The following is a 21,908-nucleotide window of genomic DNA, read 5'->3' as shown; positions in this document are numbered from 1 at the left end:
GGCGTTACCAGGACGCCCGTGATACGTCTCGTCGATGGCTTCGCAGGAGGCCCGGACGAAGTCCGGTTGACAGTGCCGCGGGCAGTACGTGACGAACACGTAGAGAGGTGGATCCGTATGCAGGATGTGCCTGCATGGCCTTGCATTCGGCGCGTCGTTTTGCTTCACCTTACGTCTCCCTTTCTGGCAGAAGCCAAAAGGCTGACGTAATGCGATCACCAACGTCTATAGCAATTCTCTTGAATGCGACCGAACCAATGGAATCGCTCGGGGCGACTTCCTCATTGCAATGGGAATGCAATCCTCCCCGAGCGATAGTGGCTTAACGCGCTTCCACAAACCCCAGCGCGGTCTCCAGCATCTGCCGGATGGCGGGCTGGATGGCGCCGGCCTTGGACGGGTCGTAGGCGAACGGGTAGACCTCTTCCATGTACGACGACTGCGTCAGCTCCAGCTGGATCGCGTGCACGCCGTTGGCCGGGTCGCCGTACTGGCGCGTGATGTAGCCACCCTTGAAGCGGCCATTGAGCACGGCGGTGTGCGCCGGCACCGCGCTGGCAATCGCCAGCACATCGGCCGCCAGGCCCTTGTCACAGCTGGCGCCGTCCGCCGAACCGAGGTTGAAGTCGGTCAGCTTGCCTTCGAAGAAGCGCGGCAGCACCGAGCGGATCGAGTGGGCGTCCCACAGGGCGATGGTGCCGTGCTCGGTCTTCAGGCGCTTCAGTTCGTCCTGCAGGGCGGCGTGGTACGGATGCCAGATCGCGTCGCGGCGCTGGGCGATCTCGGCGTCGTCGGGGCCGTTCGAGCCATCGGCGTAGATCGGCGTCTTGTCGAAGGTGTCGACCGGGCACAGGCCTGTGGTGTCCTGGCCCGGGTACAGGTTGGCATTGTCTGGCGGGCGGTTCAGGTCCACCACGTAGCGCGAATGGGTGGCCATCAGCACGGAGGCGCCCAGCTCGCGCGCGAATGCGTAGAGCCGGTCCATGTGCCAGTCGGTATCGGGCACGGTGCGCGCCTCGGCCGTGAGGCGGGCGGCCAGCGGCGCGGGCAGGTACGTGCCGACGTGCGGCATCGACACCAGCAGCGGGCGCGTACCGCGATGCAGGGTGAAAGCGGGGGTATCGGTGGAGAAAGACATCGTGATCCAGGGGGCTGCTTCAGGGAATCAGTCGGCCAGCAGGCCGGCGCGCGTGGCGGCGAACAACCGGGCTGCCTCCGCCTGTTGCGGATGCGACCCATGCTGCACCCGGCGGATGCCGGCGGTGCGGACCTCCGCTAGTGTCTCATGCCCGTGGCTGGCGAACACGTGGGTCGCCAGCGCGCGTGGGCCGTCCAGCCCCGCCAGCGTGGCGTGGGCACCGTCCAGCACCAGGAAATCGGCCTGCTGGCCCACCGCCAGCCCGGCTACGGGGCGCGCCGCCGCGCGGGCGCCGCCTGCCACGGCTTCGAGCCAGAGCCGGTCCGCCACCTGGGCATGCCGCGCGGAGGCCAGCACGTTGCGCCGTTGCAGCCCCAGCCGCTGGCCGTATTCGAAGGTTCGCAGTTCTTCGGCCACACTGACGCTCGCGTGGCTGTCCGAGCCGATGCCCCACGCGCCGTGCTGGGCGAGGTAGGGCGCGGCGTCGAACACGCCGTCGCCCAGATTGGCCTCGGTAGTCGGGCAGATGCCGGCCACCGCGCCGCTGTGGGCCAGCCGCCGGCGCTCGTCCCAATCCATATGCGTGGCGTGGATCAGGCACCAGCGCGCATCGACCGGCGCGTGATCGAGCAGCCACTCCACCGGCCGCACGCCGCACCAGGCCAGACAGTCATCCACCTCCTTCTGCTGTTCGGCGATGTGGATATGCACCGGCGCGGTGGCGTCCATCGCGTGCAGCCCGGCCACGGCGCGGGCCAGGCTCTCGGGCGGCACCGCGCGTAGCGAGTGCGGCGCCAGCCCGAGCCGCGCGCCGTGCTCGGCGCAGGCCGGGGCAAGGTCGCCGAGCAGCGCCAGCATGGCATCCGTCCCGTGCAGGAAGCGCCGCTGGTCCGCCTGCGCCGGTTTGCCGCCGAAGCCGGCGGTCTGGTACAGCACCGGCAGCAGCGTCATGCCGATGCCGGCCCGGCGCGCCGCGCGCAGCAGCCGCAGCGACATCTCGGCGGGCGTGGCGTACGGCTGGCCGTCCGGATCATGATGGACGTAATGGAATTCGCAGACGCTGGTATAGCCGGCGCGCAGCATCTCTATATAGAGCTGGGTGGCAATGGCCTCGAGCGCGTCCGGCGAAAGCCGCAGCGCGAAGCGGTACATCAGCGTGCGCCAGCTCCAGAACGAGTCCCCGCCGGCCGGGTCTTCGTCCGCCGTGATGCTGCGGTACTCGGTCAGCCCGGCAAAGCCGCGCTGGAATGCGTGCGAATGGAGGTTGGGCATGCCCGGCAGCACCGGGCCAGCCGCGTGCTCGTCCCCCGGGGCGGCGGCGGCGTCGGGCGTGACCTCGGTCAACCGGCCCTGCGCATCCCAACCCAGGCGGACGTTGCGCGCCCAGCCTTCGGGCAGGAGGGCCGATGGCGCGAACAGGTGGCCGGCGCTCATGCCGTGACTCCCGCGCCGGTCCCGGCTGGATAGATTCGTCCCTGCCGCACCACGGCCGCGCAGGGATTGCGGCCAAACCAGTACGCCAGCTCGGCCGGCGTGGCCACCTGCCACAGCACGAAGTCCGCCACGCGCCCGGCGGCGAGCGTGCCGTGCCGGTCCGCCGCGCCCAGCGCGTGCGCCGCGTGGGTGGTTACCCCGGCCAGCACCTCGGGCACGGTCATGCGGAACAGCGTGCAGGCCATGTTCATCATCAGCAGCAGCGAGGTGGTGGGCGAGGTGCCCGGGTTATGGTCAGTCGCCAGCGCAATCCGCACGCCGTGCTCGCGCAGCAGCGCCAGCGGCGGCAGGTGGGTATCACGCAGGAAGTAGTAGGCGCCCGGCAGCAGCACGGCCACCGTGCCGGCAGCCGCCATGGCGCGCACGCCGGCCTCGTCCAGATGTTCGAGATGGTCGGCGGACAGCGCTTGATGGCTGGCCGCCAGCGCCGCGCCGCCCAGGTTGCTCAGCTGCTCGGCATGGAGCTTGACGGGCAGGCCGTGCCGCTTGGCGGCCTTGAACACGCGCGAGGTCTGCGCGGGCGAGAAGCCGATGCCCTCGCAGAACGCGTCCACGGCATCGACCAGCCCTTCCGCGGCCAGCGCCGGCAGCATGGTGTCGCAGACCAGATCGATATAGTCATCCGCCCGGCCCGCATACTCGGGCGGCAGCGCGTGCGCGCCCAGGAAGGTGGTGTGGACGGTGACGCCGAAGGCCGTGCCGAGCCGGCGCGCCACGCGCAACTGCTTGCGCTCGGCGTCCAGCGAGAGCCCGTAACCGGACTTGATCTCGATGGCGGTCACGCCTTCGGCCAAGAGCGGCCGCAGCCGCCCGGCGGCCTGGGCGAACAGCGTGTCCTCGTCGGCCTCGCGCGTGGCGCGTACCGTGGAGACGATGCCGCCGCCGGCCCGGGCGATCTCCTCGTAGCTGGCACCGGCCAGCCGCATCGCGAACTCGTCGGCACGCTGGCCGCCATAGACCAGATGGGTATGGCAATCGACCAGGCCGGGGGTGATCCACGCCCCGCCGGCGTCGTGGCGCGGCAGGTGGCGATAACTGTCCGGCAGCGCCGCGTGGGCGCCGAGCCAGACGATGCGGCCATCGGCCACGACGATGGCGCCATCGCGCAGCGCCGTGTCCTGCCCGGGCTCGGGCAGCAGGTGGCAGTGGTGCCAGACGCCATCGGCGGACGGCGCGTGGGAAATCGTCATTGAGCAGGCTCCATTTGCAGCAATACGCGCAGGCACAGCGCGGAGATTTCGGCGGGGGCCAGCGCCAGCCGGCCCGATGCACCGCCAGCCCCGGCGGACACCAGCAGGCCCTCGCCATCCCGCAGCGACAGGCCATCGGCACTGCGCCATTCGCCCCGGATCACGAACACCATCACGGCATCGTTGCCGGTTTCCACCGCGAACGGCTGGCGCTGCAGGGCCACGTCGGCGTGGCACACCCCGCGCCGCGCCATCACGTTGAAGTCGCGCGTGGGGCCCTCCACCAGCGTGGCGTGCACGGCCGTATCGCCGGCAAACCCGAATGGCTCGCCGATGGCCGTGAGCTTGTGGCAGAACGAATCGTCGTGGGCCTGCAGATGCACGCCAGCGCCTTCCAGCAGCGCGATCTGGCGGTCGATGCCGGGAAAGGCCGAGAACGGCCCATCGGCAACGATGTCCGCCACGCTCACGCGCCACGCGAAGGCGTCCATGCCCGCGCCCGGCGGCCACACGGCAATTTCGCGCGTGGTGCCGCCGCCGTTCTTCCACGGCGTGGGGGCAATGGCGTCGAGGGCAAACCGCTTAACACCCGGCTCCAGTTCCTTCATGCTCGCTTCAACCTTTCAAGCGTTCAACCCTTCAACCTTTTACCATCGGCAGGTCCAGGCCCTTCTCCCGGGCGCAGGCGATGGCGCTCTCGTAACCGGCATCGGCATGACGCATGACGCCCGTGGCCGGATCATTCCAGAGTACACGTTCGATGCGCTTCGCGGCGGCGTCCGTGCCATCGCAGACGATCACCACGCCGGCATGCTGCGAGAAGCCCATGCCCACCCCGCCGCCATGGTGCAGACTGACCCAGGTGGCGCCGCCGGCAGTGTTCAGCAGCGCGTTGAGCAGCGGCCAGTCTGACACGGCGTCGGAACCGTCGCGCATGGCCTCGGTCTCGCGGTTCGGCGAGGCCACCGAGCCGCAGTCGAGGTGATCGCGCCCGATCACGATAGGCGCCTTGAGTTCGCCCGACTTCACCATCTCGTTGAACGCCAGCCCGGCGCGATGGCGCTCGTCCAAACCCACCCAGCAGATCCGCGCCGGCAGGCCCTGGAAGGCGATGCGGTCACGCGCCATGTCCAGCCAGCGGTGCAGGTGCTTGTCCTCGGGGAACAGCTCATTCATCTTGGCGTCGGTCTTGTAGATGTCCTCGGGGTCGCCCGAGAGCGCCACCCAGCGGAACGGCCCCTTGCCGCGGCAGAACAGCGGGCGGATATAGGCCGGCACGAAGCCCGGGAAATCGAACGCGTTCTTCACGCCTTCGTCGAAGGCCACCTGGCGGATGTTGTTGCCGTAGTCCAGGGTCGGCACGCCCATCTCCTTGAAGGCCAGCATCGCCTTCACATGCTTGACGATGGACGCGCGCGCGGCGGCTTCCACCGCCTTCGGGTCGCGCTGGCGCAGGTCTTCCCACTGCGCCACGGTCCAGCCCTCGGGCAGGTAGCCGTTGACGAGGTCGTGGGCCGAAGTCTGGTCGGTGACGATGTCCGGCCGCATGCCGCCGGCCTGGGCGCGGCGCGCCAGTTCCGGCACGATCTCTGCCGCGTTGCCGAGCAGGCCCACCGAGATGGCTTCCTTCTTCGCGGTGGCTTCGGCGATCATGGCCAGCGCCTCGTCCAGCGTGGTGGCCTTCTTGTCCACATAGCGCGTGCGCAGGCGGAAGTCGATGCGCGACTCCTGGCACTCGATGGCCAGCACGCAGGCCCCGGCCAGCACGCCAGCCAGCGGCTGCGCGCCGCCCATGCCACCCAGCCCGGCCGTCAGGATCCACTTGCCGGCGAGGTCGCCACCGAAGTGCTGGTTGCCGGCCTCGACAAAGGTCTCGAAGGTGCCCTGCACAATGCCCTGCGTGCCGATATAGATCCACGAGCCGGCGGTCATCTGGCCGTACATCATCAGTCCGGCGCGGTCCAGTTCATTGAACTTGTCCCAGTTGGCCCAGTGCGGCACGAGGTTGGAGTTGGCGATCAGCACGCGCGGCGCGTCCGCGTGCGTGCGGAAGATGCCCACCGGCTTGCCCGACTGCACCAGCAGCGATTCGTCCTCGCCCAGGCGGCGCAGGCTGTCCAGGATGGCGTCGAAGCATTCCCAGTTACGCGCGGCCTTGCCGATGCCGCCGTAGACCACCAGGTCCTGCGGGCGCTCGGCCACATCGGGGTCGAGGTTGTTCTGGATCATCCGGTAGGCGGCCTCGATCAGCCAGTTCTTGCAATGCAGCTGGCTGCCGTGCGGTGCGCGGATCTCGCGCTGGCCGCGCTGGGGAGTGTCGAATTGGCGTTCGTTAGCGTTCATGGTCGGGGGCTCCGTGCTGGGAGATTCGAATTTGTCAGATAGGGATCGACGGCTGGTATCAGCCGGCATTGGTCGGCAGGATCGCGCGCACGGCCTCGGGCCAGCCGGCCCCGGCATCGCCCTGCACGACCCATTGCTTCATGGCCTCGATGTCGGGCGCGAGGTAGCGGTCACCTTCGACAAAGTCCACGCGGGCGCGGATGCGCGCCAGTTCCTGCTCCACCAGCGGCGACGACTTCAGCGGCCGGTGGAATTCGATGCCCTGCGCGGCAGCCATCGCCTCGATGCCGACGATCACCGCCGTGTTGGCGGCCATCTCGCCAAGCCGGCGCGCGCCGTAGGTGGCCATCGACACATGGTCTTCCTGGTTGGCGGAGGTGGGCAGGCTGTCCACGCTGGACGGATGCGAGAGCGACTTGTTCTCTGAGGCGAGTGCCGCTGCCGTCACCTGCGCGATCATGAAACCGGAGTGCAGGCCGCCATCGCGCACCAGGAACGGCGGCAGGCCGGACAGCCCGGTATCGAGCAGCAGCGCCAGCCGGCGTTCGGAAATCGCGCCAATCTCGGCGATGGCCAGCGCGAGGATGTCGGCGGCGAAGGCCACCGGCTCGGCGTGGAAGTTGCCGCCCGAGACCACGTCGCCCTGTTCGGGGAAGACCAGCGGGTTGTCCGACGCCGCGTTGGCCTCGATGCGCAGGATGCGCGCGGCATGGGTCAGGTTGTCCAGGCAGGCGCCCATCACCTGCGGCTGGCAGCGGATCGAGTACGGGTCCTGCACGCGGCCGCAGCCCTTGTGGGAATCGACGATCTCGCTGCCGTCGAGCATCGCCCGCACGGCGCCGGCCACCTCGATCTGGCCGACCTGGCCCCGCGCGGCGTGGATGCGCGCATCGAACGGCTTGACCGAGCCCTTGATGGCTTCGAGCGAGAGCGCCCCGGCCACCAGCCCGGCCGCGAAGGCGTCCTCGGCGGCGAACAGGCCGGCCAGCGCCAGCGCGGTGGACACCTGCGTGCCGTTGAGCAGCGCCAGCCCTTCCTTGGGGCCGAGCGCGAAGGTCTCCAGCCCGGCGTGGGCCAGCCCTTGCGCCGCCGGCACGCGGCGGCCATCGAGATAAACATCGCCCACGCCGATCAGCGTGCACGACATATGCGCGAGCGGGGCGAGGTCGCCGCTGGCGCCCACCGAGCCCTTGGCCGGGATACACGGCGTGACGCCGTGGTTGGCCAGCGCCAGCAGCGCCTCGATCACGGCCGGGCGCACGCCCGAATGGCCGCGCGCGAGGCTGATGGCCTTCATCGCCAGGATCACGCGCACGGTGTCCGCCGCGAGGTCCGGGCCGGTGCCCACGCTGTGGGAGAGCACGAGATTGCGTTGCAGCTCGGCCAGCTTGTCATGCGGAATGCGCGACTGGGCCAGCTTGCCGAAGCCGGTGTTGATGCCGTAGACCACGGCGTCGGCGTCGATGATGTCCTGCACGGTGGCCTGCGCCGCGCGCACGCCGGCCCAGGCCGCGTCCGCCATCGCCAGGCGCACTTCGCCCCGGTAGATGCGGCGCAAGTCGGCCAGGGAGACGTGGCCGGGGTCCAGCGTCAGTACGGGGCGGGAATCGAGGCGGGAATCAGAAATGGCTGTCATGTGCTGCATCGTCCTGTTGGATCTTTTGAGAATCGGCTCAAACGAGGTCAAAATCAGTTGTATGAGCCTGTCTATACAGGTTAGTCGAAAATGGGGGCCGAAGGCCAGCACTAACTGGCCTCAGCTACTCAGTTTTAGCCGAAGGCCGGATTACCGTCGGCGCGGAAGCGGCTGCCGAGGCGATAGCGGTTGCCCGGGTGCAGGCAGCGCACGAACGTGACCGGCACACCATTCGTCCACGTGCGCCGCGTGAGCAGCAGGCACGGCTGGGTCGGCGGCATTTCCAGTAGCGCGGCCTGCTCCGGGGTGGCGGCAATCGCATCGACCACGTGTTCCACCTGATCGTAAGGCACGTTGCGCAGCAGGTATTCGCCCGGCTGCGTATCGCGGAAATCCTGGGTGATGAAGTCCGGCGCCACGCGCGGATTGACGTAGCGGTCTTCCAGCTGCACCGGCACGCCGTCCTCGCGATGCACGCAGACCGAGTGATAGACCGACTCGCCGGTGCGCAGCTCGAGCGCCGCCGCCACCTCGATCGACGCCGAGACGCGCTCCACCAGGATCACATCGCACGCATAGTCGTGGCCGCGCATGCGGATCTCGTCCTGCAGGTTGACCACCGACAGCAGGGTCGATTGCGGCTTGTGCTCCGCCACGAAGGTGCCCACGCCGGCCACGCGCACCACCCTGCCCTGCTCCGACAGTTCGCGCAGCGCCCGGTTGACGGTCATGCGCGAGACCGAGAAGCGGGTCACCAGCTCCTGCTCCGACGGCACGCGGTCTCCCGGCTGCCACGCGCCGCTCTGGATCTGGCGGGCGATGTACTCCTTCACCTGCTGGTAGAGCGCGGAAGGGGCCGAAGGGGCCGAAGGCGTGGCGGGGTTGGCGGGGGTGGAGCCGGCAGCGGGGTGATTCATGGCGGTCAGTGCTCGGCCGCGGCCATGGCCTCGGCACGAATTTCCTCGGTCAGCCGCGCCTTCAGCGCGGAGAACTCGGGCGAAGTCTTGATCGTGTAATGGCGCGGATGGGGGAAATCCACCGCGATCTCGCTCTTGATCCGACCCGGCCTGGCGGAAAACACCGCCACGCGGTTGGCCATGAAGATGGCCTCGTCGATATCGTGCGTGACGAATAATACCGTTTTGCGCGCAGACTCCCAGATGCCCAGCAGCAGTTCCTGCATCAGCACGCGGGTCTGGTTGTCCAGCGCACCGAACGGCTCGTCGAGCAGCAGGATCTTGGGGTCGTTGGCCAGCGCCCGCGCAATCGCCGTGCGCTGCTGCATGCCGCCCGAGAGCTGCTTCGGATAATGGTGCTCGAAGCCGCGCAGCCCCACGCGGGCGATGAAGAAGTCGCTCCGTTCTTTCTGGTCCGCCGCGCTCATGCCGCGCTCGCGCAGGCCAAAGCGCACGTTCTGCTCGATGGTCAGCCACGGAAAGAGCGTGTACGACTGGAACACCATGCCGCGATCGGCGCCCGGGCCGGCCACCGGCTGGCCGTCGAGCAGCACGCGCCCGCCCGAAGGCGTGTCCAGCCCCGCCACGATGCGCAGCAGGGTGGACTTGCCGCAGCCCGAGGGGCCGAGGATGGTCACGAAGTCGTTGTCGCGCACGTCGAAGTCCACCGGCAGCAGCGCCTGCGTGACGCCACCGCGCGGATTCGAAAAAGTACGAGAAACCTGCTGGATCGACAGCGCGCTCATTTGATCGAACTCCACGGAAACAGGCGCTGGTTGGCCAGCTTGAAGACAAGGTCGGACACCAGCCCGATGCAGCCGATGACGATGATCCCGAAGATGATCTGGCCGGTGTTGAGCAGCGCCTGGCTGTCCGTGATCATGTGGCCGATGCCTGACGACGAGCCGATCAGCTCGGCCACGATCACATAGGTCCAGGCCCAGCCCAGCACCAGCCGCAGGATCTCGGCAATCTCCGGCGCCGCGCCCGGAATCAGCACGCGCCGGACGATGCCGCGCGGCGTGGCGCCGAGCGTGTAGGCCGCCTCCACCAGATCCTTGCGGGCCCCGCCCACCGTCACCGCCACCATCAGCACAATCTGAAAGAACGAGCCGATGAAGATCACCAGCAGCTTCTGCGTCTCGCCGATGCCGGCCCAGAGAATCAGCAGCGGGATAAAGGCCGAGGCTGGCAGGTAGCGGCAAAACGAGACGAAGGGCTCGAAGAATGCCTCCGCCGCCTTGTACGCGCCCATGAAGATGCCGAGCGGCACGGCCAGCACGGCGGCCAGCACGAAGCCGCCCACCACGCGCCACACCGTCATGCCGATGTCGCCGAGGAAGTTGTATTGCGTGAACAGGGTCACGCCTTCGCGCGCCATGGTCAGCGGATCGGCCAGGAAGGTACGCGGCACGAAGCCGCCCAGCGTGACCGCCGCCCACAGCGCGAAGAAGACCGCGAAGAACGACAGGCCGAGCAGCCAGCGCGCGTGGCCGCCCACCGGCACCAGCGGCGACAGCCACGGATGGCGGCGGCGCGGGGCGGTGTCGTCGCCGGCGCCGCTTGCACTGGTGGCCGGCGCGGGCATGCGGCCGGCGGGCGTGGAAACCTGGGTCACCTGAGTCATGGCGGCCTCCGGCTTACTTGAGGAATCGGGCGTCATAGAGCGTGGTCACGTCCGGCGCCTGGCGGATCACGCCAATATCGAGCAGCACGGCCGCGGCCTCCTTGCTGAAGCTGGCCAGCTCGCCCGCGAAGAAGGTGCGATTGGCTTCCTTGTCCTGCCAGCGCAGGTAGGCCGACGACTTGGCGAACTGCTCGCCGGTCTGCTTGACCGCCGCGCCCATGATCTCGTTCGACTTGGCCGGATCCTTGCGAATCATCTCAAGGGCCTCGAAGTAGCTGTCCACCAGCGCCTGGGCGGCCTTCGGGTTGTCCTTTAGCCATTTCGGCGCGCAGCCGAGCGTGTCGGTCACCATCGGGTAGTCGAGCGTGGTGGCGAGGATCTTGCCCTTGTCGGGATTGGCGCGCACCGTCGACAGATACGGCTCGTAGGTCATCGCACCATCGTTCTGGCCGGCCACGAAGGCCTGCGCGGCGGCCTGCGGGGACAGCGTGGTCAGCTTCACGTCCTTGAGCGTCATGCCGTTCTTCTTGAGCATCCACGCCAGCCCGAAATACGGCGCGGTGCCCGGCGCATCCACGCCGATGGTCTTGCCCTTGAGGTCCGCGAACGACTTCACATCCCCGCGCACGGCCAGGCCGTCCGCGCCATAGGACTTGTCCAATTGCACGATCTGCGTGATCGGCACGCCGTTGGCGTTCCACGCCACATGGGTCTCCACCGTGGTGGCCGCGCACTGGATCGCGCCCGAGGCCAGCGCCAGGTGGCGGTCCTTCTGCGGAATCATCTTGATGTCCACGTCCACGCCGTTCTTCTTGAAGATGCCGGCCTTGTCGGCGAGCGTGAGCGGGGCGAAGCCGGTCCAGCCGCTCATGCCGAGGGTCACGGGCGTGTTCTGCGCGTGGGCCGGGGCGGCGAGCGTGGTGACGAGGGATGCGAGGGCGATGGCGGCGAGCGTTGCGCGGCGGTGCAGGGTCATGCTGTCGGCTCCTTTGTGGTCGGGCAAATGGTGCTATGCCTGTCTATACAAGTCAACGAAGGGTTTGCACTAGGCAAGGCCCCGAAAAAGCGCCGGATACGCCTTGTATCGCACCGATATGGGGTGTTTGTGCACAATCCTGTATAGACAGCAGCACCGCGGCGACATGGATCGCAAGCGGTGTGCCAGGGGAGCCTCAAACCCGGTCAGGCCGGGTCAGGCGTCAAAGAAGTCCGTGACGGTGGGATAGCGCAGCCGCAGCCGTAACTCGCGCTTGAGCCGGCCGTTGTCGAGCCGACGCGACTCGCTCATGAAGCTCAGCAGTGCCGGCTCTATCACCTCATGCGCCTGCTGGCGGGTGATGCGCGGCGGCCGGGGCAGGCCCCGGCGGTCCGCCACGAGGTCGAAGTAATCGGCCATGCGCAGCTCGGTGTCGTCGCTGGCGTGCACCACGCGCTGGGGCCGGCCGCGCCAGAGCGCCGCGATCATGGTGCGGGCGAGGTCGTCGGCGTGGATATGGCTGGTGTAGACGTCGTCCTGCGGCGCCAGCGCCGGCGTGCGCTTGTGCAGCCGGGCCACGGGCAGGCGATCCGCCGCGTAGATGCCCGGAATGCGGACGATGCTGGCGCGCCAGCCCGCATCGCGCCCGAAATGGCGCACGGCGGACTCGGCCGCCACGCGCCGGCGCGCCCGGGGCGTCTGCGGACGCACCGCGTGGAATTCCTGGACGCGGGCGCCGCCCCGGTCGCCGTAGACGCCGGTCGTGCTGGCATAGACGAAGACGCCGGCAGACTGGTGCCGGGCCGCCGCCTCAAACGCGCGGTGCCAGCCCCGCTCGGGTAGAATGGCGGCCTCGCTGGCGGCGTGGGCAGCCATGCGCCCGGACCGGGCGCGGCGCCATGCCGTGCGGCGCAACGCAGCCAGCAAGGCACGTGTGCGCGGATCGCCGCTCCCCTGTGCGGGCGGCGGGGCCAGGTCGATGACCCGGTCCGCCAGTCCGCGCAGCCGTGCCAGCGTGGTCGGCCGGTCCAGATCGGCCACCAGCGGCACCGCGCCCGCGGCGCGCAACTCGGCCCGCCGGGCCGGCTGCGACGTCACGGCGAACACGCGCATGCGTGCCGCCAGCAGGCGCAGCACACGCGAACCGACATCACCGCAGCCCACGATCAGCAGGCGCGGACGGCCCAGGCGGCGACCCGCCCGGGAGTAAGACAATGCCGCATGCGGCGACAGAATTTGGCTCATAGACCTGATTATGGCTTATCAAGTAACCGTCATGCCCAGCGGCCACAAGTTCGAGGTGGCTGCCGATGAAACCATCCTCGGCGCGGCCCTGCGCCACAGCATCGGCCTGCCCTACGGCTGCAAGAACGGCGCCTGCGGCTCCTGCAAGGGCCGCGTGGTCGAAGGCAGCTTCGTCCAGGGCGACCATGCCGCCTCGGCGCTGACGGCCCAGGAAAAGACCGAAGGCCGCGCGCTGTTCTGCTGCACCAACGCCACCTCGGATATCACCATCGAGTGCCGGGAAGTGCACGGCGCCGGCGACATCCCCATCAAGAAGATTCCCTGCCGCGTGAGCACGCTGGAGCGCCTGGCGGACGACGTGATCGCCATCCGCCTGCAACTGCCCGCCACCGAGCGCATGCAGTACCTGGCCGGCCAGTACGTGGAATTCCTGCTGCGGGACGGCAAGCGCCGCAGCTATTCCATCGCCACGCCGCCGCACGAGGAAGGCCCGATCGAGCTGCACATCCGCCATATGCCCGGCGGCGCATTCACCGACTACGTGTTCGGCGCCAAGGAAGGCGCCCCGGCCATGAAGGAACGCGACATCCTGCGCTTCGAAGGCCCGCTGGGCAGCTTCTTCCTGCGCGAGGACTCGGACAAGCCGATCATCCTGCTGGCCTCCGGCACCGGCTTCGCGCCGATCAAGGCCATCGTCGAGCATGCCGCCTATACCGGCATCGACCGCAAGATGACGCTGTACTGGGGCGGCCGCCGCCCGGCCGACCTGTACATGCACGCGCTGTGCGAGCAGTGGGCGCGCGACCTGCCAAACTTCCAGTACGTGCCGGTGATCTCCAACGCCCAGGCCGAGGACAACTGGGCGGGCCGCACCGGCTTCGTGCACCAGGCCGTGATCGACGATCATCCGGACCTGTCCGGCCACGAGGTCTACGCCTGCGGCGCCCCGGTGATGGTCAACGCGGCCCGCACGGATTTCACCGCCCAGTGCCAGCTGCACGAGGACGCGTTCTTCGCCGATTCGTTCACGTCCGAGGCCGACATGCACCCGGCCGGGGCCGCCTGACCGCCCCCCGCCGTTCCGTCGACACAACAATGCCACCCGGGTCTGCCAGACTTTCCGCAATTGGTTTTGACACCCGGGTGCATGCGCCTTATATTGGCCGACATGAACACGATCATGCTCCGACGCCGCGCACGTACGTCGCTCCCTCCCAGGGTGCCTCGCGGCTGACCGTCCATCGTATCTGTTCAGGTCAACAAGCCACGGGCAACCCCCGTGGCTTTTTGTTTTTGCCGGTCTGATCCTCTCACCCCTTACTCGCCGAACCCAGGAGTCCGCCATGGCATTTGCCGATTTTCCCGTCCAATCCCTGATGTACATCACCAACCGCCCCGAGCTGATCTTCACCGAAGGCAAGGGTTCCTGGCTGACGGACCACAACGGCAAGCGATACCTGGACTTCGTGCAGGGCTGGGCGGTGAACAGCCTGGGCCATTCGAACGAAGGCATGATCGAGGCGCTGGAAAAGCAGGCCCGCAAGCTGCTGAACCCGAGCCCGGCCTTCTACAACGAGCCGATGCTGGTGCTCTCCAAGCAGCTCACCGACAACAGCTGCTTCGACAAGGTCTTCTTCGCCAACAGCGGCGCCGAGGCCAACGAAGGCGCCATCAAGCTGGCGCGCAAATGGGGGCGCAAGCACAAGAACGGCGCGTACGAGATCATCACCATGGACCACAGCTTCCATGGCCGCACGCTGGCCACCATGAGCGCGTCGGGCAAGGCCGGCTGGGACACCATCTTCGCGCCGCAGGTGCCGGGCTTCCCGAAGGCGGAGCTGAACAACCTGGCCTCGGTGGAGGCCCTGATCACCGACAAGACCGTCGGCATCATGCTGGAGCCGGTGCAGGGCGAAGGCGGCGTGATTCCCGCCACGCGCGAGTTCATGCAGGGCCTGCGCGCGCTGGCGGACAAGCACAAGCTGCTGTTCATCGTCGATGAAGTGCAGACCGGCTGCGGCCGCTGCGGCACGCTGTTCGCCTACGAGCTGTCGGGCGTGGAGCCGGACATCATGACGCTGGGCAAGGGCATCGGCGGCGGCGTGCCGCTCTCCGCCCTGCTCTGCAAGGCCGAGGTGGCCAGCTTCGAGGCCGGCGACCAGGGCGGCACTTACAACGGCAACCCGCTGATGACGGCCGTGGGCAGCAGCGTGATTGCCCAGCTGACCGCGCCGGGCTTCCTGGACGACGTGAAGGCGAAGGGACAGTATCTGCGCGAGCAACTGCTGGCGCTGTCGGACGAGTTCGGCCTGGGCGGCGAGCGTGGCGAGGGCCTGCTGCGCGCCCTGGTGCTGAACAAGGAGATCGGTGCGCAGATCGTGGAAGAAGCGCGCGAAATGGCGCCGGAAGGCCTGCTGCTGAACGCCCCGCGTCCGGGCCTGCTGCGCTTCATGCCGGCGCTGAACGTGACGCGCGCCGAGATCGACCAGATGATCGGCATGCTGCGCACGCTGTTGAAGAAGCTGGCCTGATTTGAAGTTTCTACGATGAAAAAAAGCCTCGCGATGCGAATCGCGAGGCTTTTTGCCTGCCGGGAACCTGTCGGGCGATTACTCGCCCAGGTAGGCCGCCCGCACCTTGGGGTCGTCCAGCATCTGCTTGGCGTCGCCGCTCATGGTGATCAGGCCGGACTCCATCACGTAGCCGCGGTGGGCAGCCTGCAGCGCCAGGCGCGCGTTCTGCTCCACCAGCAGCACGGTCACGCCCTGCGCGGACACCGTGCGCACCACCTCGAAGATCTTCTCGACCATGATCGGCGAGAGACCCATCGACGGCTCGTCCAGCAGCAGCAGCTTGGGCTGGCTCATCAGCGCGCGCGCCATGGCCAGCATCTGCTGCTCGCCGCCGGACATGGTGCCGGCCAGCTGGTCCGCCCGCTCCTTCAGGCGCGGGAAGGTCTCGAACATGCGGTCGATGTCGCGCTTGATGCCCGCGTCATCGTTGCGCGTGTACGCGCCCATCTGCAGGTTCTCGGTGATGGTCATGCGCGCGAACACGCCGCGGCCTTCCGGCACCATCGCCAAACCCTGCTTCAGCAGCGTGTAGCTGGGCACGCCCTTGATGGACTTGCCCATGTACTCCACGTCGCCGCCGGCCCAGCCCTGCAGGCCGGTGATGGCCTTCATGGTGGTGGTCTTGCCCGCGCCGTTGGCGCCGATCAGCGTCACCAGCTCGCCGTCGTGGATGTCCAGATCCACGCCCTTGACGGCCTGGATGCCGCCGTAGGCCACCTTCAGGCCGGAAATCTTCAGTACTGTCTGTTTCATTGCGCGTCTCTCCCGCCTTAGTGTGCCGATGCGCCGAGGTAAGCCTCGATCACCGCGGGATTGTTCTGCACGTCTTGCGGCAGGCCCTGGGCGATGACCTTGCCGTAGTCCAGCACGGTCATCTGGTTGCACAGGCCCATCACCAGCTTCACATCGTGCTCGATCAGCAGGATGGTGCGGCCGTCGTTGCGGATCTTGTCGAGCAGACCGCGCAGCTCCACCTTCTCGGTGGCGTTCATGCCGGCCGCGGGCTCGTCCAGCGCCAGCAGCTTGGGCTCGGTGGCCAGCGCGCGGGCAATCTCCAGGCGGCGCTGGTGGCCGTAGGAGAGGTTGCGCGCGGTGAAGTTGGCGTACTTGCCGATGCCGACGTAGTCCAGCAGGTCGTGGGCCATGTCCTCGATGCCCTCTTCCTCGCGCCGCACCGAAGGCGGACGGAAAATCGCGCCGAACACGCCAGCCTTGGTCCGCACGTGGCGGCCCACCATCACGTTCTCCAGCGCGGTCATCTCGCCGAACAGGCGGATGTTCTGGAACGTGCGGGCGATGCCAGTCCTGGCCACCTCATGCACGGCGGTGGGCTGGTAGGCGCTGCCGCCGAGCATGAACTCGCCCGAATCGGGTGTGTACAGGCCGGTGATGACGTTGAAGAACGTGGTCTTGCCGGCGCCGTTGGGGCCGATCAGGCCGTAGATCTCGCCCTTGCGGATCTGCAGGCCCACGTCGGACAGGGCCTGCAGGCCGCCGAAGCGCTTGTTGACCCCCTGTACGGACAGGAGGATTTCGTTGTTGCTCATGATGTCCTCCTGGTCAGAAACGGCCAACGCTGCCCGCCCGGCGCACCACCGGACGGTCTTCCTTGCGCGGCGACGGCCACAGGCCGGCCGGGCGATACAGCATCACCCCCACCAGTGCCAGACCGAACATCAGCTGGCGCAGCACCTCGGCATCGACGATGACATGGCCGAACAGGCCGGTCTGCATCGGCTCCGCCACCACGCGCAGCAGTTCCTGGAAGCCCACCAGCAGGATGCCGCCCAGGATCACGCCCGGGATATGGCCCATGCCGCCCAGCACCACGATGGCCAGGATGTAGATCGATTCCCACAGCGTGAACGATTCGGGCGAGACAAAGCCCTGGAATGCGCCGAATACTGCACCCGACACGCCGCCAAACGAGGCGCCCATGGCAAAGGCCAGCAGCTTCACGTTGCGGGTGTTGATGCCCATCGCCTTGGCGGCGATCTCGTCTTCACGAATCGCTACCCATGCGCGGCCGATACGCGAGTTCTGCAGGCGCAGGCAGATGAACACGATCACGATGACCAGGAACACCAGCAGGTAGTAGTACATGAACACCGGCGTGAACTTCAGCCCGAAGATCTCGTGGGATTTCGAGAAATCGAAGCCAAAGATGTGCACCGGGTCTACCGCCGTGATGCCCTTGGGGCCGTTGGTGATGTTGATCGGACGGTCCAGGTTGTTCATGAAGATACGAACGATCTCGCCGAAGCCCAGCGTCACGATGGCCAGGTAGTCGCCGCGTAGCTTGAGGGTTGGCGCGCCCAGCATGACGCCGAACAGCGCCGCCACCCCAAGTGCAATCGGCAGCACAAACCACATCGACAGATGCAGCCCGTTCGGGAACAGCTGCTGGATCCATTCGAACTGGTTGGCCAGGTGCGGCGAACCGAGCAGCGCCATCAGGTAGGCGCCCACCGCGTAGAACGCGATGTAGCCCAGGTCCAGCAGGCCGGCAAAGCCGACCACGATGTTCAGGCCCAGCGCCAGCATGATGTAGAGCAGCGCGAAGTCGAGCACGCGCACCCAGTAGTTGCCGCCGAAGGTCTGGACGAAGAATGGCGCGCACAGCGCCACGACGAGGAAGCCCAGCAGGGCCGCCAGCGTCTTGGCCGGCACGCGGGACGGTGCCGCGACAGCCGTGGATGGAATCGGGGTATTCATGGATTCGCTCTCCTCAGGCGCGGTCGGCCACGCGTTCGCCCATGATGCCGGACGGACGGAACACAAGTACGGTAATCAGCACGATGAACGCGAACACGTCCTGGTAATTCGAGCCGAACACCCCGTTGGTCAGGTCGCCGATGTAGCCGGCGCCCAGTGCCTCGATCAGGCCCAGCAGCATGCCGCCCACCATTGCGCCGGCCAGGTTGCCGATGCCGCCCAGCACTGCGGCAGTGAACGCCTTCAGCCCGGGGATGAAGCCCATGTAGAAGTGCGCGTTGCCGTAGTTGGTGGCCATCATCACGCCCGCCAGCGCTGCCAGGGCGGCGCCGATCATGAACGTGGCCGAAATCACGAAGTTGGGGTTCACGCCCATCAGGCCCGCCACCTTCTGGTTCTCGGCGGTGGCGCGCATGGCGCGGCCGAGCTTGGTGCGGTTGACCAGGGCCAGCAGGCCGGCCATCACCATCACGGCCATGCCGATGATGACGATTTCCTTGCCAGTGATGGTGGCACCCGTGGAACCGATGTCGATCGGGCTCGAGGGCAGCAGCTGCGGGAAGGTCAGCGGGTTGCGCGACCAGATCAGCATGCCCATCGTCTGGAGGATGATGGAGACACCGATGGCGGTGATCAGCGGGGCCAGGCGCGGCGCATTGCGCAGCGGCCGGTAGGCAATCCGCTCGATCGAAAAGGACAGTACTGCACAGACCGGCATGGCGATCAGCGTGGCGATCACCAGCGTCAGCCACTCGGGCAGGCCGGGGGCGAACTTCTGCAGCCCCATGATGGCCGACAACGCGGTCAGCGCGCCAATCATCAGCACGTCACCGTGCGCGAAATTGATGATGCCCAGAATGCCGTAGACCATGGTGTAGCCCAGTGCGATCAGCGCATAGATGCTGCCGAGCACCAGACCGTTCACGATCTGCTGGATAAAGATATCCATGAAAACTCCTGCTTCAGCCCCGCGCCGCGCGGCATGGTGTGGATGCCGTGGGTGGGACGGTAATGTTGGATGGTTCGGGTAGAGAGGTGATGAGTTGCTGGTGTGCTGCCCGCCCTGTTCCATCCATGGTAAGGATGCTGTCAACCGTTGGCGAGACTAAAAAGAACGGCACCGCAAAATACTCACGGTGCCGTTCGGATGGGCCGGTAAGCCCGGAATTACATCTTCACGACGTCGAGGACGGACTTCTTCTTGTCCTTGTACTCGTACAGCGTGATGGTGCCTTCCTTCATGTCGCCCTTCTCGTCGAAGGCGATGTTGCCGATCACGCCCTTGTAGTTCGTCTTGGGCATTTCGGCCAGGATGGCGGCCGGCTCGGACGAGTTGGCGCGCTTCATGGCATCGACAATCACCATCACGGCGTCATACGTGAACGGTGCGTAGATCTGCACCGGGGCGTTGAAACGGGCCTGGTAGCGCTTCTGGAAGTCGTCGCCGGCTTCCATCTTCGACAGGGCCAGACCAGCTTCCGAGCAGATGATGTTGGTCACGGCATCGCCGGCCAGCTCGGCCACCTTGTCGGTACACACGCCGTCGCCACCCACGATCTTCGAGGTGATGCCCAGTTCCTTGGCCTGCTTGGCGAACGGACCGCCGGTGGCATCCATGCCGCCGTACATGATCACGTCCGGCTTCTTGCCCTTGATCTTGGTCAGAATGGCCTTGAAGTCCGTGGCCTTGTCGTTGGTGGCTTCACGTGCCACCACGTTCACGCCCGAAGCCTTGGCGGTCTTCTCGAACTCGTCGGCCAGACCCTTGCCGTAGGCGGTGGCATCGTCGACGATGGCCACGCTCTTGGCGCCGAGGCTCTTGGCGGCGTAGTTGGCCAGTGCCGGACCCTGCTGGGCGTCGGTGGCCACCACGCGGTACGTGGTCTTGAAGCCTTGCTTGGTGTAGTCGGGGTTGGTCGACGACGGCGAGATCTGCACGATGCCGGCATCGCTGTAGATCTTCGAGGCCGGGATCGACACGCCCGAGTTCAGGTGACCCACCACGGCGACGACCTTGGCGTCCACCAGCTTCTGGGCCACGGCGGTGCCGGTCTTCGGATCGGCGGCGTCATCTTCGCCCACCAGTTCGAGCTTGATCTTCTTGCCGCCGATTTCCAGACCGGTCTTGTTCACTTCCTCCACGGCCATGCGCGCGCCGTTCTCGTTGTCCTTGCCAAGGTGGGCAATGCCGCCCGTCAGCGGAGCCGCGTGACCGATCTTGACGATGGTTTCACCTCCACCTGCAGCCGGCGCCGCCGCGGCAGGTGCCGATGCTGCCGCATCAGCCGGCTTTTCTTCTTTCTTGCCACATGCAGCGACCAGCGCCACAGCGGCCGCGATCGGCAGAATCTTGGCAAACGTGAATTGCATGAGTGATCTCCTAGGATTCACAAAAACAGGGAAATACTACGCCTCCCGGACGTATTCCCTGGACCGCCCTTTGTTTAGTTTCAATTTGAAACGCGCGCATTGTATCCCCTTTCTCCGCGGATGCAATACGCGACGCAACAACCTGAACCATTTACCCACCAATTGCGCTAGGGAATTTCCCCAATGCACAGATTGGGGCAATCTCCGCCCATTTGGCAGACCTGTCCCCCGTGCTTACAAGAATCGTGCCCGAGTCTCTCCGGAGGCGCTTGCGCCACGTCATAAGCCTGCGCCGCGCCACATATAATGGCCAGGTATTAATTAGGTATTTCATTTCAAATATCGGGCGGCCACTCTAATGTGCAGAATGTAGCGCCGCACCATAATAGGGAAAACCCCATCATCGGGGATTACCCTGATATTGTCTGGGTGTTAAGACACGTATTGCGGCATTATGGCGCGGGGCATGGGTTTGCAAACTCTTAAATGTCGACGATAGTGCGGCAGCGCACGTCGCGACGAAAATGGCGGCGCACAGAGGCGCACCAGCGCGGTGCGATGGCGGAGCAGCGAAAAACGGGAAGGAAGAGAAGGCGGGGGGGACGGCGGGCGCGGACACCGACCCGCTTCAGGTCGATGTCCGGCAATCAGACGGTAACAGGCGGGATCAGGACTGCACGGACACGCTGGCGAGGCCGCGCGGCAGCGGGAAGGACATGTTCTCCTCCACGCCTTCCAGCGCACGCACATTGCGCACGCCAAACGTGCGCAGGCGCTCGACAATGGCCTGGGCCAGTGCTTCGGGCGCCGAGGCCCCCGCGGTCAGGCCGATCCGGCGCTTGCCCGCCACCCATTCCGGCTTGAGCTGGTCAGGATCGTCGACCATGTAGGCTGGCACGCCGAGGCGGTCCGCCAGTTCGCGCAGGCGGTTCGAGTTGGAGCTGTTCGGGCTGCCCACCACGATCACCACCTCCACCTGCGGCGCCATGAACTTCACAGCGTCCTGGCGGTTCTGCGTGGCATAGCAGATGTCCTGCTTCTTGGGTTCGCGGATATCCGGGAAGCGCGCCTTCAGCGCCGCCACGATCTCGGCGGTCTCGTCCACCGACAGCGTGGTCTGCGTGACGTAGGCCAGCTGCGACGGGTCGGACACGGCCAGACGGTTGACGTCCTCTACCGACTCCACCAGCAGCATGCCCCGCTCGGCCTGGCCCATCGTGCCTTCCACCTCGGGATGCCCCTTGTGGCCGATCATGATGATCTCGCAGCCTTCGGCGCGCATCTTGCCCACCTCGACGTGCACCTTGGTCACCAGCGGGCAGGTGGCGTCGAACACGGTGAGGCCACGCGCGGTGGCGTCCGCGCGCACTTCCTTCGACACGCCGTGCGCGCTGAAGATCACGGTGGAACCGGGTGGCACTTCGTCCAGTTCGTCGACGAACACCGCGCCCTTGTTGCGCAGATCTGCCACCACGTAGGCGTTGTGGACAATCTCGTGGCGCACGTAGATCGGCGCGCCGAACAGCGCCAGCGCGCGTTCGACGATCTCGATCGCGCGGTCCACGCCGGCGCAGAAGCCGCGCGGCTGCGCCATCAGGATCTCGGCGTCGATGGGGAGGGTGAGCTCGGGCATGCTGGGGTCCGT

19 protein-coding genes are annotated in these 21,908 nt (G+C 66.9%); 2 read left to right on the top strand and 17 right to left on the bottom strand.

What is annotated here, in order from left to right; all coding sequences use genetic code 11:
* Nucleotides 1–322 precede the first annotated feature (322 nt).
* The 11 genes from hutG to AB4120_RS12730 form a co-directional block, all read right to left on the bottom strand.
* Nucleotides 323–1,138, bottom strand: coding sequence for an N-formylglutamate deformylase (gene hutG, locus AB4120_RS12780; RefSeq protein WP_149135274.1), 816 nt, complete (start codon nt 1,136–1,138; stop codon nt 323–325).
* Between the two features lie 27 nt (nt 1,139–1,165).
* The gene (locus tag AB4120_RS12775; RefSeq protein WP_149135273.1) at nt 1,166–2,572 is read right to left on the bottom strand and encodes a formimidoylglutamate deiminase; all 1,407 of its coding nucleotides are present in this window, start codon (nt 2,570–2,572) and stop codon (nt 1,166–1,168) included.
* On the bottom strand, nt 2,569–3,822 hold the full coding sequence (gene hutI, locus AB4120_RS12770) for an imidazolonepropionase (RefSeq protein WP_441642322.1): 1,254 nt from the start codon (nt 3,820–3,822) through the stop codon (nt 2,569–2,571). The genes AB4120_RS12775 and hutI overlap by 4 nt, the downstream gene beginning before the upstream one ends.
* Nucleotides 3,819–4,430, bottom strand: coding sequence for a HutD/Ves family protein (locus tag AB4120_RS12765; protein ID WP_149135271.1), 612 nt, complete (start codon nt 4,428–4,430; stop codon nt 3,819–3,821). The genes hutI and AB4120_RS12765 overlap by 4 nt, the downstream gene beginning before the upstream one ends.
* Nucleotides 4,431–4,461: 31 nt before the next feature.
* Nucleotides 4,462–6,165, bottom strand: a complete 1,704-nt coding sequence (gene hutU / locus AB4120_RS12760; protein ID WP_441642321.1) for a urocanate hydratase — start codon at nt 6,163–6,165, stop codon at nt 4,462–4,464.
* A gap of 58 nt (nt 6,166–6,223) precedes the next feature.
* Nucleotides 6,224–7,801 (bottom strand): histidine ammonia-lyase, encoded by a 1,578-nt coding sequence (gene hutH, locus AB4120_RS12755; RefSeq protein ID WP_441642320.1) that lies wholly within the window; start codon nt 7,799–7,801, stop codon nt 6,224–6,226.
* Nucleotides 7,802–7,935: 134 nt separating this feature from the next.
* The gene (gene hutC / locus AB4120_RS12750) at nt 7,936–8,718 is read right to left on the bottom strand and encodes a histidine utilization repressor (RefSeq protein WP_149135269.1); all 783 of its coding nucleotides are present in this window, start codon (nt 8,716–8,718) and stop codon (nt 7,936–7,938) included.
* 5 nt (nt 8,719–8,723) lie between these two features.
* Nucleotides 8,724–9,503: an ABC transporter ATP-binding protein gene (locus AB4120_RS12745; protein WP_441642319.1), complete on the bottom strand. Its 780-nt coding sequence runs from the start codon at nt 9,501–9,503 to the stop codon at nt 8,724–8,726.
* Nucleotides 9,500–10,345 carry an ABC transporter permease gene (locus AB4120_RS12740; protein WP_262389697.1) on the bottom strand — a complete coding sequence of 282 codons (846 nt, stop codon included), beginning with the start codon at nt 10,343–10,345 and terminating at the stop codon, nt 9,500–9,502. Before AB4120_RS12740 ends, AB4120_RS12745 begins: the two co-directional genes overlap by 4 nt.
* Before the next feature lie 52 nt (nt 10,346–10,397).
* Entirely contained in the window at nt 10,398–11,360 is a 963-nt protein-coding gene (locus AB4120_RS12735) for an ABC transporter substrate-binding protein (RefSeq protein WP_149135266.1), read from the bottom strand.
* 216 nt (nt 11,361–11,576) lie between these two features.
* Entirely contained in the window at nt 11,577–12,605 is a 1,029-nt protein-coding gene (locus AB4120_RS12730; protein WP_149135265.1) for an NAD-dependent epimerase/dehydratase family protein, read from the bottom strand.
* Nucleotides 12,606–12,615: 10 nt separating this feature from the next.
* On the opposite strand from AB4120_RS12730, the gene AB4120_RS12725 reads away from it, so the two are divergent.
* Nucleotides 12,616–13,671: a CDP-6-deoxy-delta-3,4-glucoseen reductase gene (locus tag AB4120_RS12725; RefSeq protein WP_441642318.1), complete on the top strand. Its 1,056-nt coding sequence runs from the start codon at nt 12,616–12,618 to the stop codon at nt 13,669–13,671.
* A 277-nt stretch (nt 13,672–13,948) separates the two neighbouring features.
* Nucleotides 13,949–15,136 carry an acetylornithine transaminase gene (locus AB4120_RS12720; RefSeq protein WP_149135263.1) on the top strand — a complete coding sequence of 396 codons (1,188 nt, stop codon included), beginning with the start codon at nt 13,949–13,951 and terminating at the stop codon, nt 15,134–15,136.
* 78 nt (nt 15,137–15,214) lie between these two features.
* Here the strand turns inward: AB4120_RS12720 and AB4120_RS12715 are convergent, their stop codons facing one another.
* The 6 genes from AB4120_RS12715 to ispH form a co-directional block, all read right to left on the bottom strand.
* Nucleotides 15,215–15,931, bottom strand: a complete 717-nt coding sequence (locus AB4120_RS12715) for an ABC transporter ATP-binding protein (RefSeq protein WP_092300924.1) — start codon at nt 15,929–15,931, stop codon at nt 15,215–15,217.
* A gap of 17 nt (nt 15,932–15,948) precedes the next feature.
* On the bottom strand, nt 15,949–16,725 hold the full coding sequence (locus tag AB4120_RS12710; RefSeq protein WP_144197843.1) for an ABC transporter ATP-binding protein: 777 nt from the start codon (nt 16,723–16,725) through the stop codon (nt 15,949–15,951).
* Between the two features lie 13 nt (nt 16,726–16,738).
* Nucleotides 16,739–17,893: an ABC transporter permease subunit gene (locus tag AB4120_RS12705; RefSeq protein ID WP_441642317.1), complete on the bottom strand. Its 1,155-nt coding sequence runs from the start codon at nt 17,891–17,893 to the stop codon at nt 16,739–16,741.
* A gap of 13 nt (nt 17,894–17,906) precedes the next feature.
* Nucleotides 17,907–18,842: a branched-chain amino acid ABC transporter permease gene (locus AB4120_RS12700; protein WP_144197841.1), complete on the bottom strand. Its 936-nt coding sequence runs from the start codon at nt 18,840–18,842 to the stop codon at nt 17,907–17,909.
* Between the two features lie 218 nt (nt 18,843–19,060).
* The gene (locus tag AB4120_RS12695) at nt 19,061–20,263 is read right to left on the bottom strand and encodes a branched-chain amino acid ABC transporter substrate-binding protein (protein WP_149135261.1); all 1,203 of its coding nucleotides are present in this window, start codon (nt 20,261–20,263) and stop codon (nt 19,061–19,063) included.
* Nucleotides 20,264–20,930: 667 nt separating this feature from the next.
* Nucleotides 20,931–21,896: a 4-hydroxy-3-methylbut-2-enyl diphosphate reductase gene (ispH, locus tag AB4120_RS12690; protein WP_186296833.1), complete on the bottom strand. Its 966-nt coding sequence runs from the start codon at nt 21,894–21,896 to the stop codon at nt 20,931–20,933.
* Between the last annotated feature and the right edge of the window lie 12 nt (nt 21,897–21,908).

This window comes from Cupriavidus sp. 2KB_3 (assembly GCF_052115685.1).
Lineage (GTDB): Bacteria > Pseudomonadota > Gammaproteobacteria > Burkholderiales > Burkholderiaceae > Cupriavidus > Cupriavidus campinensis.
The sequence above is the reverse complement of the archived record's forward strand: the minus strand, read 5'-3'. Positions and strand labels throughout refer to the sequence as shown.

Excerpts from the sequence above, each read along its gene's own strand:
- hutG (WP_149135274.1), bottom strand. The coding sequence starts at position 1,138 with ATGTCTTTCTCCACCGATACCCCCGCTTTCACCCTGCATCGCGGTACG.
- AB4120_RS12775 (WP_149135273.1), bottom strand. The coding sequence starts at position 2,572 with ATGAGCGCCGGCCACCTGTTCGCGCCATCGGCCCTCCTGCCCGAAGGC.
- hutI (WP_441642322.1), bottom strand. The coding sequence starts at position 3,822 with ATGACGATTTCCCACGCGCCGTCCGCCGATGGCGTCTGGCACCACTGC.
- AB4120_RS12765 (WP_149135271.1), bottom strand. The coding sequence starts at position 4,430 with ATGAAGGAACTGGAGCCGGGTGTTAAGCGGTTTGCCCTCGACGCCATT.
- hutU (WP_441642321.1), bottom strand. The coding sequence starts at position 6,165 with ATGAACGCTAACGAACGCCAATTCGACACTCCCCAGCGCGGCCAGCGC.
- hutH (WP_441642320.1), bottom strand. The coding sequence starts at position 7,801 with ATGACAGCCATTTCTGATTCCCGCCTCGATTCCCGCCCCGTACTGACG.
- hutC (WP_149135269.1), bottom strand. The coding sequence starts at position 8,718 with ATGAATCACCCCGCTGCCGGCTCCACCCCCGCCAACCCCGCCACGCCT.
- AB4120_RS12745 (WP_441642319.1), bottom strand. The coding sequence starts at position 9,503 with ATGAGCGCGCTGTCGATCCAGCAGGTTTCTCGTACTTTTTCGAATCCG.
- AB4120_RS12740 (WP_262389697.1), bottom strand. The coding sequence starts at position 10,345 with ATGCCCGCGCCGGCCACCAGTGCAAGCGGCGCCGGCGACGACACCGCC.
- AB4120_RS12735 (WP_149135266.1), bottom strand. The coding sequence starts at position 11,360 with ATGACCCTGCACCGCCGCGCAACGCTCGCCGCCATCGCCCTCGCATCC.
- AB4120_RS12730 (WP_149135265.1), bottom strand. The coding sequence starts at position 12,605 with ATGAGCCAAATTCTGTCGCCGCATGCGGCATTGTCTTACTCCCGGGCG.
- AB4120_RS12725 (WP_441642318.1), top strand. The coding sequence starts at position 12,616 with ATGGCTTATCAAGTAACCGTCATGCCCAGCGGCCACAAGTTCGAGGTG.
- AB4120_RS12720 (WP_149135263.1), top strand. The coding sequence starts at position 13,949 with ATGGCATTTGCCGATTTTCCCGTCCAATCCCTGATGTACATCACCAAC.
- AB4120_RS12715 (WP_092300924.1), bottom strand. The coding sequence starts at position 15,931 with ATGAAACAGACAGTACTGAAGATTTCCGGCCTGAAGGTGGCCTACGGC.
- AB4120_RS12710 (WP_144197843.1), bottom strand. The coding sequence starts at position 16,725 with ATGAGCAACAACGAAATCCTCCTGTCCGTACAGGGGGTCAACAAGCGC.
- AB4120_RS12705 (WP_441642317.1), bottom strand. The coding sequence starts at position 17,893 with ATGAATACCCCGATTCCATCCACGGCTGTCGCGGCACCGTCCCGCGTG.
- AB4120_RS12700 (WP_144197841.1), bottom strand. The coding sequence starts at position 18,842 with ATGGATATCTTTATCCAGCAGATCGTGAACGGTCTGGTGCTCGGCAGC.
- AB4120_RS12695 (WP_149135261.1), bottom strand. The coding sequence starts at position 20,263 with ATGCAATTCACGTTTGCCAAGATTCTGCCGATCGCGGCCGCTGTGGCG.
- ispH (WP_186296833.1), bottom strand. The coding sequence starts at position 21,896 with ATGCCCGAGCTCACCCTCCCCATCGACGCCGAGATCCTGATGGCGCAG.